The sequence below is a fragment of the Streptomyces xiamenensis genome (genome assembly GCF_000993785.3).
Classification (GTDB): Bacteria; Actinomycetota; Actinomycetes; order Streptomycetales; family Streptomycetaceae; genus Streptomyces; species Streptomyces xiamenensis.
Map to the genome: position 1 here is coordinate 1,107,670 of NZ_CP009922.3, position 13,999 is coordinate 1,121,668.

A 13,999-nucleotide genomic window follows, 5' to 3' on the forward strand; every position below is an offset into this window, starting at 1 on the left:
GCCGGGCCCGTACCGGTCTACAGACTGCGCTGGTCCAGCTGACGCAGCACCCGGTCGACCACCTCCGGGTCGGAACCCGGCTCGCTGCGTGCGGCGAGCACCTCGTGCCGGGCCGCCGACAGCAGTTCGGCGTTGAGCCGGTGCACGTGCTTGAGATAGCCGGCCCGCTTGTGGAAGGCGTCGCGCCGCTCGTCGTCCGCGATCCGCGGCGAGATCCGCACCCCGATGTCGTACGCGCGGCGCAGCAGGATCTCCGAGACCTCCTCGGGCAGGTCCTCGCCCTCCGCCTCCTCGATCTCCCGCAGCCGCCGCTTGGCGGCCTTGGCCGCCCGCATCGCCAGCTGGTGCTCCAGTTCCTCCTCGACGCCGCTGTCCGCGCGCACTCCCAGCTTCCCGGCGAGCCAGGGCAGCGTCAGTCCCTGGAGCAGCAGCGTGCCGAGGACCACCACGAAGGCGACGAAGACGAGGGCGTCGCGCTCGGGGAAGTCGGCGCCGGTGTCGGTGGACAGCGGGATGGCCAGGGCCAGGGCCACCGAGGCCACCCCGCGCATCCCCGACCACCACATCACCAGGGTCTCGCGCGGGCTGACCGGGATCTCCTCGGCGTAGTCGGTGCGCCGGTGCAGCCGCTGGGTGAGCCAGGAGGCGGGCAGCAGCCACAGCAGCCGGACGAGGATCACCACGGCGAGGACGAGTCCGGCGGCCGGCAGCATCTCCCGCCAGCGGTCGGTGGCGGTGCCGAGCACGGTGTGCAGTTCCAGGCCGATCAGTCCGAAGGCGACACCGGTGACCAGGGTGTCGATGATCGACCAGAACGCCTGTCCGGTCATCCGCCCGGCGACGTCGTCGGCGTCCGCGGAGCCCTCGCTCAGGAAAATGGCGGTGACGAGGACGGCGAGCACCCCGGAGCCGTGGGTCTGCTCGGCGATCACGTAGGCGGCGAAGGGCACCAGCAGCGTCATCCCGGTGCGCAGGGTCGCGTCGCCCAGCAGGGCGAGGACCTTGACCGTCGCCCAGCCCAGCACGACGCCGACCACGATCGCCACCGCCGCCGACAGCAGCAGTTCGGCGCCCGCCGAGCCCACCGAGAAGGTGCCGGTGACGGTCGCGGCGATGGCCACGTGGTACAGGGTGATGGCGGTGACGTCGTTGAACAGGCCCTCGCCCTCCAGGATGGACACCATCCGGCGGGGCAGTCCGATCCGTCCGGCCACGGCGGTGGCGGCGATCGGGTCGGGGGGTGCGACGAGCGCGCCCAGCGCCACGGCGCCGGCCAGCGGCAGGCCCGGGACGATCGCGTGCGCCACCGCGGCGACGGCGGCGGTGGTGACGAAGACCAGGGCCACCGCCAGCAGCAGGATGGGCCGCAGGTTGGCGGTGAACTGCCGCCAGGACGTGCGCTGGACGGCCGCGTAGAGCAGCGGTGGCAGCACCAGGGGCAGGATCAGCTCGGGGGCGATCTCGACGTTCGGTACGAACGGCAGCAGGGCCAGCGCACCGCCGAACAGGGTCATCAGCACGGGCGCGGGCAGGGAGATCCGGTCGCCCAGCGGCACGGTGACCACGGCACCGAGCAGCAGGGCGAACAGCAGCGTGAGCTGGTCCATTCAGTTGATCCTAAAGGGACCCCTGTGCGTTCGGGGCAAACGTCCGGACAAGGCCCCCGGCGCCGTCAGGCGATCAGGCGCTCTCGGACCGCACGCGGTCCAGGGCCCGCTGGAGGTCCTCCGGGTAGGGGCTGGCGAACTCCGCCCACTGTCCGTCGCCGGGGTGGGTGAACCCGAGCCGCACGGCGTGCAGCCACTGCCGGGTGAGCCCCAGCCGCTTGGCGAGCGTCGGGTCGGCGCCGTACGTCAGGTCCCCGACGCAGGGGTGCCGGTGCGCGGACATGTGCACCCGGATCTGGTGGGTGCGGCCCGTCTCCAGCTTGATGTCGAGCAGGCTCGCCGCCCGGAACGCCTCGATCAGGTCGTAGTGCGTGACCGAGGGCTTGCCCTCGGCGGTGACCGCCCACTTGTAGTCGTGCTGGGGGTGGCGCCCGATGGGCGCGTCGATGGTGCCGCTGAGCGGGTCGGGGTGGCCCTGGACGAGGGCCTGGTAGCGCTTGTCGACCGTGCGCTCGCGGAACTGCTGCTTGAGCACCGAGTAGGCGCGCTCGGACTTGGCGACGACCATCAGTCCCGAGGTGCCCACGTCCAGCCGGTGGACGATGCCCTGCCGTTCGGCCGCGCCGGAGGTGGCGATGCGGTAGCCGGCCGCGGCGAGGCCGCCGATCACGGTGGGTCCGGTCCAGCCGGGGCTGGGGTGGGCGGCGACCCCCACCGGCTTGTCGACCACGACCAGTTCGTCGTCGTCGTGCACGATCTCCATGCCCTCGACCGGCTCGGCCACCACGGTCACCGCGCCCGGCGGCGGGGGAATCTCGACCTCGATCCAGGAGCCGCCGGTCACCCGCTCGGATTTGCCGACCTCGGCGCCGTCCAGCCGCACCTTGCCCTCGGTGGCCAGCTCGGCCGCCTTGGTGCGGGAGAAGCCGAGCATCCGGGCGAGGGCGGCGTCGACCCGCTCCCCTTCCAGGCCGTCGGGTACGGGAAGGGTCCGGGTCTCGGGATGCGCGCTCACCCGAACGAGTATGCCCGAGGCCGGTCAGTCCTTGTGCACGGTGCCGTCCGGGTCAAGGCCCCGGAAGGAGAGGATGACGATGAGGATGCCACCGCAGACGATCGCCGAGTCGGCCAGGTTGAACACGGAGAAGTGCTGGACGGAGATGAAGTCCACGACGTGGCCCTCGAAGACCCCCGGGGCCCGGAAGAGCCGGTCGGTGAGGTTGCCGAACGCCCCGCCCAGCAGCAGCCCCAGCGCGATCGCCCACGGTGTGCTGTAGAGCTTGCGGGCCAGCCGGATGATCACCACCACCACGATGGCGGCCACGGCCGTCAGGAAGACGGTCAGCGCCTCGCCGAAGCCGAAGGCGGCCCCGCCGTTGCGGATCACCGAGAAGCGCAGCCAGTCGCCGATGATGTCGATGGAGCGCTGGTGCTCCAGCCACTCCACCGCGGCGATCTTGGTGACGAGGTCCAGCACGAAGGCGAACGCCGCCACCACCGCCAGCACGCCGACCCGGCGGCGCCGAGGCGCCGCGGGCCCGGCCCCGGGCTCGTCCGCCGCGTCCGCGGCCGCCTCCGCCTGGGGTGCCGTTTCCTCCACGGGCTCGTCCGGCTCCGGACGACGGGAGGAATCTTCGGGTGTCTCGATGGTGCGCTCCGCCTCGCTCACACGTTGAGGGTACGACACGGGCCGGTCCGATCACCCGACGACCGGCACGCCCGCCGTCAGACCCGCCGTTCCTGCCGCTGCTTGTCCTCGACGCACAGCGTCGCGCGGGGGAACGCCTGCATCCTGGCCTTCCCGATCGGCTTGCCGCACACCTCGCACGTTCCGTACGTGCCGGCCGCCAGCCGGTCCAGCGCCTTCTCCGTCTGGTAGAGCATCTCGCGCGCGTTGGCCGCGAGCGCCAGCTCGTGCTCGCGGGTGATGTTCTTCGAGCCGGTGTCCGCCTCGTCGTCCCCGGCACCGTCGCCCGAGTCACGCATCAGCCCGGCCAGCGCGTCCTCGGACGCGGCGATCTCGGTCCGCAGCCGGTCCGCCTCGCCCGTCAGCTCGCTGCGGGCCTCGGCGACCTCCTGCGGTGTCCAGGGGTCCTCGCCCGGCCGGACCGGCAGTTCCCCGGGGGCGGCGGCCCGGGCGGCGGGCACCGCGGCGGCCGAGTCCTCGGTCGTCTCCGTCGTCTCCGTCGTGGTGTTCTTCGCAGCCACCTTCTTGACTCCCGTCTCGTCCGTCGTGGACTTCTTGGCCGGCCTGCTCGCGGCCGTCCGCTTCGCGGGGGCGGCACTCTGGGCCGTCTCCTCCGCCGCCGCCTTCGGCACGCTTTTCCTCGCCGCCTTCTTCGCCGGCTTCCGCGTGCTCTTCGTCGTCTTGGCCGTGGTCTTCTTCCCGGACTCGGCCGGAGTGCCGTCCGATGAATCGCCGGTATCGCTCGCCACCATCGCGGCGGCCCCTTCACATAGTGTGATCTTGCTCGCGCATTGTGACCGGAACGATAAATCGACCCGGGGTGAGCGGCAACGGGGACGCGCCGATCCTCCTGCGTTGTGCCCCGCCCGGCCCCCGGATAACCGGTCGTTCCCCCTGCGCGACGCCCCGTACACTGGGGCGCAGCGAAAGGCATGGATGGGGACGAGTAGCGCCGTCCGGCAGCCAGGAGCGACCCGGGGACGGTGCGAGCCCGGGGGCGTGCGCGGCGCGAAGATCACCCCGGAGCCGCCGGAGGAAAGCCACACCGGGACCAGCTGTGTCCCGGTGGGTGAGTAGAGCCGGCATCGCGGCCCAATGAGGGGGCCGAGGAGGCGGTCAGCACCGCGCCCCGGCCAAGGAGGGTGGTACCGCGGGCGCCCGAGCCGGGCTCTCGTCCCTCCGACGGAGATCAGTGTGTCCGCCGGAGGAATGCCGATGACGCAGTACCGCCCCGTGCCGGCCCAAGTCGATCTGCCCGCGCTCGAACACGCGGTCCTCGACTTCTGGCGCGAGAACAAGACGTTCAACCGCACCCTGGAGCAGTCCCAGGGGCGCCCGGAGTGGGTGTTCTACGAGGGCCCGCCCACCGCCAACGGCATGCCGGGAGCCCACCACATCGAGGCGCGGGTCTTCAAGGACGCCTTTCCCCGCTACCGCACCATGCGCGGCTACCACGTCAGCCGCAAGGCCGGCTGGGACTGCCACGGCCTGCCCGTGGAGCTGGCGGTGGAGAAGGAGCTGGGCTTCACCGGCAAGCAGGACATCGAGGCGTACGGCATCGCGGCGTTCAACGCCAAGTGCCGCGAGTCGGTCACCCGGCACACGGACGCCTTCTCCGAGCTGACCACGCGCATGGGCTACTGGGTGGATCTCGACGACGCCTACCGCACCATGGACCCGCAGTACATCGAGTCCGTGTGGTGGTCGCTCAAGGAGATCTTCAACAAGGGTCTGCTCACCCAGGACCACCGGGTCGCGCCCTGGTGCCCGCGCTGCGGCACCGGCCTGTCCGACCACGAGCTGGCCCAGGGCTACGAGACGGTCGTCGACCCCTCCGTCTACGTCCGGATGCCGCTCACCTCCGGCCCGCTCGCCGGACAGGCGGCCCTGCTGGTGTGGACCACCACCCCCTGGACCCTGGTCTCCAACACCGCCGTCGCCGCCCACCCCGAGGTCACCTACGCCGTGGCCACCGACGGCGCCGAGCGGCTGGTCGTCGCCGAGGCACTGCTGAGCACCGCCCTGGGCGAGGGCTGGCGGGCCACCGGCGAGACCTTCACCGGCGCCGAGATGGAACGCTGGACCTATCAGCGCCCCTTCGAGCTGGTCCCCTTCGACGAGGCCGCCCACTACATCGTCAACGACACCTACGTCACCACCGAGGACGGCACCGGTCTGGTCCACCAGTCGCCCGCCTTCGGCGAGGACGACCTGCGGGTCGGGCGCGCGTACGGCCTGCCGGTCGTCAACCCGGTCCGCCCGGACGGCACCTTCGCCGAGGAGGTCCCGCTGGTCGGCGGCCAGTTCTTCAAGAAGGCCGACGAGGCGCTCACCGCCGACCTGCGCGAGCGCGGTCTGCTCTTCAAGCACCTGGCCTACGAGCACAGCTACCCGCACTGCTGGCGCTGCCACACCCCGCTGCTCTACTACGCACAGCCGTCCTGGTACATCCGCACCACCCAGGTCAAGGACGCCCTGCTGCGGGAGAACGAGAACACGACCTGGCACCCGGAGTCCGTCAAGCACGGCCGCTTCGGCGACTGGCTCAACAACAACATCGACTGGGCGCTGTCCCGCAACCGCTACTGGGGCACCCCGCTGCCCATCTGGCGCTGCGCCGAGGACCACCGCACCTGTGTCGGCTCGCTCGCCGAGCTGAGCGAGCTGACCGGCACCGACCAGTCGGGGCTGGACCCGCACCGCCCGTACATCGACGAGATCACCTTCCCCTGCACGGCCGAGGGCTGCTCGCTCACCGCCACCCGGGTCCCGGAGGTCATCGACGGCTGGTACGACTCGGGCGCCATGCCGTTCGCGCAGTGGGGCTACCCGCACCGCAACCGCGAGGAGTTCGAGAAGCACTACCCGGCCCAGTACATCGCCGAGGCCATCGACCAGACCCGGGGCTGGTTCTACACCCTGATGGCCGTGGGCACCCTGGTCTTCGACAAGAACTCCTACGAGAACGTCGTCTGCCTGGGCCACATCCTGGCCGAGGACGGCCGCAAGATGTCCAAGCACCTGGGCAACACCCTGGAGCCCATCCCGCTGATGGACCAGCACGGCGCGGACGCGGTGCGCTGGTTCATGGCGGCGGGCGGCTCCCCGTGGGCGGCCCGCCGGGTGGGCCACGGCACCATCCAGGAGGTGGTGCGCAAGACACTGCTCACCTACTGGAACACCGTCGCCTTCCAGTCCCTGTACGCGCGCGCCGCGTCCTGGGCCCCGGCCGCAGGCGACCCGGCGCCGGCCGACCGGCCGCTGCTGGACCGCTGGCTGCTCAGCGAGCTGAACGCCCTGGTCGAAATGGTCACCAAGGCCATGGACACCTACGACACCCAGCGGGCCGGCAAGCTGATCTCGACGTTCGTCGACGATCTGTCCAACTGGTACGTGCGCCGCTCCCGCCGCCGTTTCTGGCAGGGCGAGCCGGCCGCGCTGCGCACCCTGCACGAGGTGCTGGAGACCGTGACCCGGCTGATGGCCCCGCTGGTGCCGTTCATCACCGAACGGGTCTGGCAGGACCTGGTGGTGCCGGTGACCCCCGGCGCCCCCGATTCGGTACACCTGGCCGACTGGCCGGACTCCGACCCGTCCCGGGTGGACGCGGATCTGTCGCAGGACATGCTGCTGGTGCGCCGCCTGGTGGAGCTGGGCCGGGCCACCCGCGCCGAGTCCGGGGTGAAGACCCGGCAGCCGCTGTCCCGGGCGCTGGTCGCGGCGCAGGGCTTCGAACTGCTCGGCGAGGACCTGCGGGAGCAGATCGCCGACGAGTTGAACGTCACCGGGCTGGCCGCGCTCTCCGAGATGGGCGGCTCGCTGGTGGACACCACCGCGAAGGCCAACTTCCGGGCGCTGGGGCGCCGCTTCGGCAAGCGCACCCAGCCGGTCGCGCAGGCCATCGCGGCGGCGGACGCCACCGAGTTGTCGGCGGCGCTGCGGGCCGGCACGGCCGCGGTCGAGGTGGAGGGCGAGCGGATCGCCCTCACCCCGGAAGAGGTCATCATCACCGAAACGCCCCGCGAGGGCTGGTCGGTGGCCTCGGACACCGGCGCGACCGTGGCGCTGGACCTGGAGATCACTCCGGAGCTGCGCCGGGCGGGCATCGCCCGGGACATCATCCGGCTGGTGCAGGAGGCCCGCAAGAACAGCGGCCTGGAGGTCACCGACCGGATCGCGGTGCGCTGGGCGGCCACCGACCCGGAGGTGAGCCGCGCCCTGGCGGACCACCAGGCGCTGATCTCCACGGAGGTGCTGGCCACGGACTTCGCGGAGGGCGAGGCCACCGACGCCTTCGGCCCGGCCTTCAGCGACGAGGATCTGACCCTCACCTTCCACCTGCGCCGGGTGTAGCGGCACGGGGAGTGTGCCGGGCGGGCCGGGTGGCCCGCCCGGCACACCGACCTGATCGCTCCCCCGCGCACACGGCAACGAGGCCGGGCCCGGACAAGATGTCCGGGCCCGGCCTCGTTGGTGATATGCCGACGCGTTACGCCGTGGTGGGCGCCGTCAGTTGTCGTCCTCGTCGATCAGGAATCCGCGCATCGGGGACGGGGCCTGCTGCTGGACCGGCTGCGGGCCGGCCGGGCGGACCGGCGCCATCGGCTGGGTCATCGCCGGGGACATCCCCTGCTGGCCGCCGTAGGACGGCGGACCCGCGTGACCGCCACCGGGGTGGCCGCCGTGGGTGCCGTTGTGACCGGGGCCGCCCATCTGCTGCTGACCACCCATGGACTGGTGTCCGCCGCCCATGCCGCCGCCCGGGCCGGACGGCGCGCCGGCCGAGGCCAGCGAGGGCTGCGGGGATGGCGGCAGCGAAGCGGCCGCCGGGGTGCGCGGCGGGGCGAGCGAGTCGTCGGACTGGCTCTCCAGCTGACGCAGCTGGCTCTCCAGGTACGACTTCAGTCGCGTGCGGTACTCCCGCTCGAAGCCGCGCAGGTCCTCGACCTTGCGCTCCAGGGTGGCGCGGGCGGACTCCAGGGAGCCCATCGCGACCCGGTGCTTCTCCTGGGCGTCCCGCTCCAGCGCGTCGGCCTTGGCACGGGCGTCCCGCTCCAGACCCTCGGCACGGCTGCGCGCCTCACCGACGATCTTGTTGGCCTCGGAACGGGCCTCCGCGATCGCCTGGTCGGCGGTCTGCTGCGCGAGGGAGAGCACACGGGCAGCGCTCTCGTTGCCGCCGGGCTGCTGCATCGGGCCGGGGCCGCCGGGGCCGGGGCCGTGGCCCATCGGGCCGGGGCCGCCCATCTGCTGGTGCTGCTGCATCTGACCGGGACCACCGGGACCACCGGGGCCGCCCAGCGGGTTGGGGCCACCGGGACCCATCGGTCCACCGGGGCCGGGGCCGTGACCCATCGGGCCGGGGCCGCCCATCTGCTGGTGCTGCTGCATCTGACCGGGACCACCGGGACCACCCGGACCCATCGGACCACCGGGCCCCGGCAGCTGGGGCGGGCCGCCCATCTGCTGTTGCTGGGGGCCGGATTGCGGACCGGATATGGCCGGCGGGCCACCGGGCCCGCCGGGGCCACCGGGCCCGGGGCGTTCCTGGGGCTCCGGCTTGCGCATGTTCTGCTGGTTCTGGGCGGCGGCGCGGGTGGCGGCCGCGAGTTTGGCGCGCAGGTCCTCGTTCTCCCGCAGCAGCCGGGTCAGCTCTGCCTCGACCTCGTCGAGGAAGGCGTCGACCTCGTCCTCGTCATAGCCTTCGCGGAGACGGACAGTGGTGAACTGCTTGTTCCGCACGTCCTCGGGGGTCAACGGCATCTCTTCACCTCAACGTATTTCGTCAGCATATCGGCAAGACCGTACTCGTTCACAGCCCGGCCACGACGTTGATCAGGATGTAGACGATGATCATGAGTACGAAGAAGGACAGATCAAGCGCCACACCCCCGAAGCGCAGCGGAGGAATCACCTTTCGCAGCGCCTTCAGCGGCGGATCGGTGACAGTGTAGGTGGCCTCCAGGGCGACGACCATCGCCCGTCCGGGCTGCCATGAGCGCGCGAACATGAAGACGTAGTCCATCACCAGCCGGAAGAGCAGAAGTCCGAGGACGCAATACAAGGCGATCAGGATCACGTCTCGTACGATGCCCATCCTGGGTGTCCCTCTCCCCTGCCCTGCCCGGCCGGTTGGCCGGGTTCGCTCTCGTCCGGTTGCTGTCGTGTCAGCTCTGGTTGAAGAACCCGCCCTCAGCGATCCGGGCCTTGTCCTCCGCCGTTACATCGACGTTAGCAGGCGACAGAAGGAAGACCTTCTGCGTCACGCGCTCGATGCTGCCATGCAGACCGAAGACCAAGCCAGCGGCAAAGTCGACAAGTCGCTTCGCGTCCGTGTCGTCCATCTCCGTGAGGTTCATGATCACCGGGGTTCCCTCGCGGAAGTGTTCCCCGATCGTACGGGCTTCGTTGTAGGTGCGCGGGTGCAGCGTGGTGATGCGATACGGCTCCCGCTCGGACACGACCTTGGGCATGATCACCGGTGCGCTCTTCTCGACGTGGGGTCGTTCGGATGTGATGGAAGACACGGGAGCGATCCTCCCAGGTCGTCTGTTTTCCGACAGGAGGGGCGCCGGGGCCGGTTCACTCTCCCGCTGGGCCGGCGGATGCACCGCCCGCACCGGCTCCTCCACCCGCTCCCGGGGCGGCGGTTCGTGCGCCTGCTGGCGCCGTGCGCGCTCCGGCTCGGGCTCGGGTTCGAAATCGTCGTCGGGGCCGTACCCCGGGCGGTCGTAGCCGTCGTCCTCCACGAGGCCGAGGTAGACCGCCATCTTGCGCATCGCGCCAGCCATCGACTGGATCCTCCGCTCTCTGGTGGATCGGCACCGCCCCGGATGGGCCGTCAATCCACGTCACTGTGCCCGAATGTATCGGGAATGACCATATTTTCGGCAGTGTTCCGACTCGTTTGGCGACGTTACCCGAGGGCGGGGCGGACTCCGAGTACCGCACTGCCGACGCGTACGTGTGTCGCCCCCGCCCCGATCGCCTCCTCCAGGTCGGCGCTCATACCCGCCGAAACCATGGTGGCAGCAGGATGCGTGGCGCGCAGGTCCCTTGAGATTTCCCACAGCCGTTCAAAGGCGTACGCCGGGCGCCCGGCGTACGCCCCACTCAGCGGGGCGACCGTCATGAGTCCGGCGAGCTCCAGGCCGGGGGCGTCCGCCACCGCGTGCGCCAACTCCTCCACGCCCTCCGGCGCTACCCCGCCCCGGCCGGCGCCCTGTCCGGATTCCTTCTCCAGGGCGACCTGAACCAGTACCCGCAACGGCGGGCGCCCGGCGGCGGCCACCGCCGAGGAGAGCGCGCCGACCAGCCGCAGCCGATCCACCGAATGCACATAATCGGCATATCCGGCCACCGAGCGGACCTTATTGGTCTGCAACTGACCCACAAAGTGCCAGTTCAGTGAAAGATCCGCGCAGGCCGCCGCCTTCTGTGCCGCCTCTTGGTCCCGGTTTTCCGCGAAATGCCGGATTCCCAGGCCCGCCAGCAGCCGCACATCCTCCACCGGGTAGGTCTTGGTCACCACCACCAGCGTGACGTCCTCCCGCGCGCGCCCCGCCGCACCACACGCGCGGACAATGCGCTCCTCCACCCGGGCGAGCCCCGACCTCAGTTCCTGCTCGCGCTCACTCATAGGGGGGACACCCATACATAGCTGGCCTGCCGTCCGGTGGTCCGGTCCCGGCGGTAGGAGTAGTGGTCGGCGGACTCCAGCGTGCACACCGGGGAGAGCAGGAAGTCGGTGACCCCGGCGCCCGCCAGCTGCCGGCGCACGCCCTCACCGATGTCGATCCCGGGAGTACCGCCCCGGGTGAAGCAGCCACTGCCCGGCACCGCGGCCTCGACCTCGTCACGCATCGCGGCCGGCACCTCGTAACAGGGGCCGCACACCGCGGGTCCGGTCCTGGCGGTGATCCGCTCCGGCTCGGCACCCAGCGCCACCATCGCCTCGACGGTGGCCGGCACCACCCCGAGGGCGAGCCCCGGCCGCCCGGCGTGCGCCGCGCCGACCACTCCGGCGGTGGCGTCGGCCAGCAGAACGGGGGTGCAGTCGGCGGTGAGCACCGCGAGGGCCAGACCGCGCCGGGCGGTCACCACCCCGTCCGCGCGGGGGGCCAGTCCACCGGGCCACGGGCCCTCGGCGACCGCGACCTCCCGGCCGTGCACCTGCGTCATCCAGCACACCGCGGCCGGGTCAAGACCCAGATCGGCCGCCGCGCGCGCCCGGTTGGCCTCGACGGCGGCGCTGTCGTCACCGACCGCGCCGCCCAGATTGAGCGTGTCATACGGAGCGGCGCTCACCCCGCCCCACCGGTCGGTGAAGGCGAAATGCGCGCCGCTCGCCATGCTCTGTCGGTCTATCACGTCAGCAAAGGATCACTTGAGGAAATCGGGGACGTCGAGCTCCTCGGCCTGACCGCCGTCGTACGGGCGGGCCGAGGGCACCTGGGGGCTGAGCGAGGCCGGCGTCTCGGGCCGCTCGGCGACCGGCTCGGTGACCGCGGGCGCCTCACGCTCGGCCGGCTCACGGGAGGGCAGCGTGCCGAGCCCGCCGAAGGAGGGGCGCTCACTGTCGCCGTCCGTGCCGCGGTCCTTGGCCGCCGGCGCCGGCGACTCCTCCTTGGCGCTGTACGAACCGAGCACCCGGTCCCGGCTGCGGGCCGGCGGCTGGCCGCCGTCGAAGCCGGCCGCGATGACGGTGACCCGGACCTCGTCGCCCAGCGCGTCGTCGATGACCGCGCCGAAGATGATGTTGGCCTCGGGGTGGGCGGCCTCGCTCACCAGCTGGGCGGCCTCGTTGATCTCGAACAGACCGAGGTCGGAACCGCCGGAGATGGACAGCAGCACCCCGCGTGCCCCGTCGATGGAGGCTTCCAGCAGCGGGGAGGAGATCGCCATCTCGGCGGCGGCCACCGCGCGGTCGTCGCCGCGCGCCGAGCCGATGCCCATCAGGGCGGAGCCGGCCTCCGACATCACGGACTTGACGTCGGCGAAGTCCAGGTTGATCAGACCGGGGGTGGTGATGAGGTCGGTGATGCCCTGCACACCCGACAGCAGCACCTGGTCCGCGGACTTGAAGGCGTCCAGGACGCTGACCTGGCGGTCCGAGATGGACAGCAGGCGGTCGTTGGGGATGACGATGAGGGTGTCGACCTCGTCGCGCAGCTGGGCGATGCCGTCCTCGGCCTGGTTGGCGCGGCGGCGGCCCTCGAAGGTGAAGGGCCGGGTGACCACGCCGATGGTCAGGGCGCCGAGGGTACGGGCGATGTTCGCGACCACCGGCGCGCCGCCGGTGCCGGTGCCGCCGCCCTCGCCCGCGGTGACGAAGACCATGTCGGCCCCCTTGAGGACCTCCTCGATCTCCTCGCGGTGATCCTCGGCGGCCTTGCGGCCCACCTCCGGGTCGGCTCCGGCGCCCAGGCCACGGGTGAGCTCACGGCCGACGTCGAGTTTGACGTCGGCGTCGCTCATCAGCAGCGCCTGCGCATCGGTGTTGATCGCGATGAACTCGACGCCTTTGAGACCGACCTCGATCATCCGGTTGATGGCGTTGACGCCACCGCCGCCGATACCGACGACCTTGATGACTGCGAGGTAGTTCTGCGGTGCTGCCACGTCGAAGGCCTCTCGCCTCGATTACGTATCGCCGCTCCGCGGATGCAGCGGTGCGCCGAAGGATACCGATGGGACGGTTTGGGAAAGCCGACCCGACCCTAACGCTCAAGTTTAGGGTTAGCTGTGCTGGTCGTTCCTTGGATTGCTCGGAACGGACACTAAGTCGACATGTGGTACGCGTTCAACGAACACGCCGAACCTCCCGTTTTTCTTTTCACCCTATGTGATCACGCTTGGTGCGGCGAACCAGGTATCCATCGTCAACCCCCCGACGCGGCGGGGGCGCTGGGCACGCTCACATCGAAGTGCCGGGCGTCCGGGGCCGCTTTCATCAGTATGGTCAGCGCTTCCGCCTTCGCCGGGGAGTCCTCCGGACTCCCCCAGCGCACGGTGCGATCATCTGATAGTTCAAGGGTGATGGCGTCGTAGGACACGATCCGGATCACCGAGGTCTCCCCGGCCAGCGGCCCGGGCAGCGCCGACGCCACCGCCACCGCGTCGCGCAGCGTGCGCTCCTCACCGAACCGGCGGGCGCTGGGGCTGTCCTCCATGTCCAGCTCCAGCAGCGGTACGGAGGGCAGCGGCTCGGCGATCTCCGCGAACCGCACGCCCTCGTCGTCCACCTCGGCGTAGCCGCCGGGCGCCGGCAGCTGGGCCTGCGGCTCGCGCTCGGTCAGTTTCAGACCCACCCCGTGCGGCCAGGCGCGGACCACCCGCACCGACTTCAGCCGGGGCAGTTCGGCGAGCAGCCGCGCCTCGATCGCCTCCTTGTCCAGCGAGGCCATCGGCGCACCCAGCGGAACCGCGGCCACCGACAGCACCTGATCGCCGGTCAGTTCCCGTCGGCTCTCCGGCTCCCAGCTCACCGACACCTTCTCGATGCGCAGCCACTGCGAGCCGTACAGCGCCCAGGCGCCGAAGCCGGCCAGCCCGACGGCCGCCACCAGCAGCAGCGCCGGCAGGATCCGGGAGCGCGGCAGCAGCCGGCGGCCCGGCGGGCGCTGCCCGCCCCCGGGCGGTGCCTTCACCTGTCGCCGCTGGGCGACGCTGCCGGCTCCGGCCACGCTCCCTCGCCTTCCTCAGC

Annotated in this window: 12 protein-coding genes; 1 reads left to right on the forward strand and 11 read right to left on the reverse strand. The window is 71.4% G+C overall.

Annotated features, from left to right (window positions below; all coding sequences use genetic code 11):
• Positions 1 to 17 precede the first annotated feature (17 nt).
• The 4 genes from SXIM_RS04965 to SXIM_RS27645 form a co-directional block, all read right to left on the reverse strand.
• Positions 18 to 1,607, reverse strand: coding sequence for a Na+/H+ antiporter (locus SXIM_RS04965; protein ID WP_030734295.1), 1,590 nt, complete (start codon positions 1,605 to 1,607; stop codon positions 18 to 20).
• Positions 1,608 to 1,680: 73 nt separating this feature from the next.
• Positions 1,681 to 2,622 carry an RluA family pseudouridine synthase gene (locus SXIM_RS04970; protein WP_030734298.1) on the reverse strand — a complete coding sequence of 314 codons (942 nt, stop codon included), beginning with the start codon at positions 2,620 to 2,622 and terminating at the stop codon, positions 1,681 to 1,683.
• 24 nt (positions 2,623 to 2,646) lie between these two features.
• Positions 2,647 to 3,276 carry a signal peptidase II gene (gene lspA, locus SXIM_RS04975; RefSeq protein WP_030734301.1) on the reverse strand — a complete coding sequence of 210 codons (630 nt, stop codon included), beginning with the start codon at positions 3,274 to 3,276 and terminating at the stop codon, positions 2,647 to 2,649.
• Between the two features lie 56 nt (positions 3,277 to 3,332).
• Complete coding sequence (locus SXIM_RS27645; RefSeq protein ID WP_030734304.1) at positions 3,333 to 4,046, reverse strand: TraR/DksA family transcriptional regulator; 714 nt, start codon at positions 4,044 to 4,046, stop codon at positions 3,333 to 3,335.
• 457 nt (positions 4,047 to 4,503) lie between these two features.
• On the opposite strand from SXIM_RS27645, the gene ileS reads away from it, so the two are divergent.
• Positions 4,504 to 7,647 carry an isoleucine--tRNA ligase gene (gene ileS, locus SXIM_RS04985; RefSeq protein WP_030734307.1) on the forward strand — a complete coding sequence of 1,048 codons (3,144 nt, stop codon included), beginning with the start codon at positions 4,504 to 4,506 and terminating at the stop codon, positions 7,645 to 7,647.
• A gap of 156 nt (positions 7,648 to 7,803) precedes the next feature.
• Here the strand turns inward: ileS and SXIM_RS04990 are convergent, their stop codons facing one another.
• From SXIM_RS04990 to SXIM_RS05020, 7 genes are all read right to left on the reverse strand, one after another.
• A complete protein-coding gene (locus SXIM_RS04990) occupies positions 7,804 to 9,057 on the reverse strand; it encodes a DivIVA domain-containing protein (RefSeq protein WP_046723054.1) in 1,254 nt (417 codons plus the stop codon).
• A 49-nt stretch (positions 9,058 to 9,106) separates the two neighbouring features.
• A complete protein-coding gene (locus SXIM_RS04995) occupies positions 9,107 to 9,391 on the reverse strand; it encodes a YggT family protein (protein WP_019433675.1) in 285 nt (94 codons plus the stop codon).
• 70 nt (positions 9,392 to 9,461) lie between these two features.
• Positions 9,462 to 10,085: a cell division protein SepF gene (locus SXIM_RS05000; protein WP_030734315.1), complete on the reverse strand. Its 624-nt coding sequence runs from the start codon at positions 10,083 to 10,085 to the stop codon at positions 9,462 to 9,464.
• A 125-nt stretch (positions 10,086 to 10,210) separates the two neighbouring features.
• Entirely contained in the window at positions 10,211 to 10,933 is a 723-nt protein-coding gene (locus tag SXIM_RS05005; protein WP_030734318.1) for a YggS family pyridoxal phosphate-dependent enzyme, read from the reverse strand.
• Positions 10,930 to 11,646 (reverse strand): peptidoglycan editing factor PgeF, encoded by a 717-nt coding sequence (pgeF, locus tag SXIM_RS05010; protein WP_046723055.1) that lies wholly within the window; start codon positions 11,644 to 11,646, stop codon positions 10,930 to 10,932. Before pgeF ends, SXIM_RS05005 begins: the two co-directional genes overlap by 4 nt.
• Before the next feature lie 30 nt (positions 11,647 to 11,676).
• The gene (gene ftsZ / locus SXIM_RS05015) at positions 11,677 to 12,915 is read right to left on the reverse strand and encodes a cell division protein FtsZ (RefSeq protein ID WP_030734325.1); all 1,239 of its coding nucleotides are present in this window, start codon (positions 12,913 to 12,915) and stop codon (positions 11,677 to 11,679) included.
• A gap of 260 nt (positions 12,916 to 13,175) precedes the next feature.
• A complete protein-coding gene (locus tag SXIM_RS05020; protein ID WP_030734328.1) occupies positions 13,176 to 13,979 on the reverse strand; it encodes a cell division protein FtsQ/DivIB in 804 nt (267 codons plus the stop codon).
• Between the last annotated feature and the right edge of the window lie 20 nt (positions 13,980 to 13,999).

Coding starts and splice junctions, on each gene's coding strand:
- SXIM_RS04995 (WP_019433675.1), bottom strand. CDS start 9,391: ATGGGCATCGTACGAGACGTGATCCTGATCGCCTTGTATTGCGTCCTC.
- pgeF (WP_046723055.1), bottom strand. CDS start 11,646: ATGGCGAGCGGCGCGCATTTCGCCTTCACCGACCGGTGGGGCGGGGTG.
- SXIM_RS27645 (WP_030734304.1), bottom strand. CDS start 4,046: ATGGTGGCGAGCGATACCGGCGATTCATCGGACGGCACTCCGGCCGAG.
- SXIM_RS04965 (WP_030734295.1), bottom strand. CDS start 1,607: ATGGACCAGCTCACGCTGCTGTTCGCCCTGCTGCTCGGTGCCGTGGTC.
- ileS (WP_030734307.1), top strand. CDS start 4,504: ATGCCGATGACGCAGTACCGCCCCGTGCCGGCCCAAGTCGATCTGCCC.
- SXIM_RS05005 (WP_030734318.1), bottom strand. CDS start 10,933: ATGAGTGAGCGCGAGCAGGAACTGAGGTCGGGGCTCGCCCGGGTGGAG.
- SXIM_RS04990 (WP_046723054.1), bottom strand. CDS start 9,057: ATGCCGTTGACCCCCGAGGACGTGCGGAACAAGCAGTTCACCACTGTC.
- SXIM_RS05000 (WP_030734315.1), bottom strand. CDS start 10,085: ATGGCTGGCGCGATGCGCAAGATGGCGGTCTACCTCGGCCTCGTGGAG.